This is a genomic window from Vibrio sp. 14G-20 (assembly GCF_026241515.1).
Classification (GTDB): Bacteria; Pseudomonadota; Gammaproteobacteria; order Enterobacterales; family Vibrionaceae; genus Vibrio.
Window position 1 is genome coordinate 1 of the sequence record NZ_JAPHPW010000074.1, and the last position, 310, is coordinate 310.

The 310-nt window shown below is 43.2% G+C and carries 1 tRNA gene; it reads right to left on the reverse strand.

Annotation, left to right across the window (positions count from 1 at the left end):
* Positions 1-113 precede the first annotated feature (113 nt).
* Positions 114-189: transfer RNA gene (locus OQJ75_RS22495), tRNA-Ala, on the reverse strand.
* Between the last annotated feature and the right edge of the window lie 121 nt (positions 190-310).

The following is a 310-nucleotide window of genomic DNA, read 5'->3' on the forward strand; positions in this document are numbered from 1 at the left end:
TACTCGTAAGTAATCAAATCAGTCAGCTTTCCAAATTGTTAAAGAGCTTGATTCATCTTCTACTAAAAGAAGGGAACCATTTTTAAATATTTTCAAAGAAAAACACTTAAAGATGGTGGAGCTATGCGGGATCGAACCGCAGACCTCCTCGCTGCCAGCGAGGCGCTCTCCCAGCTGAGCTATAGCCCCATCTGGAAAAGTATTTCTACTCTTAACTTTTCTAAACCTAATCAATCTGTGTGGACACTCATCGTGGTATCTTCGTATAAGGAGGTGATCCAGCCCCAGGTTCCCCTAGGGCTACCTTGTT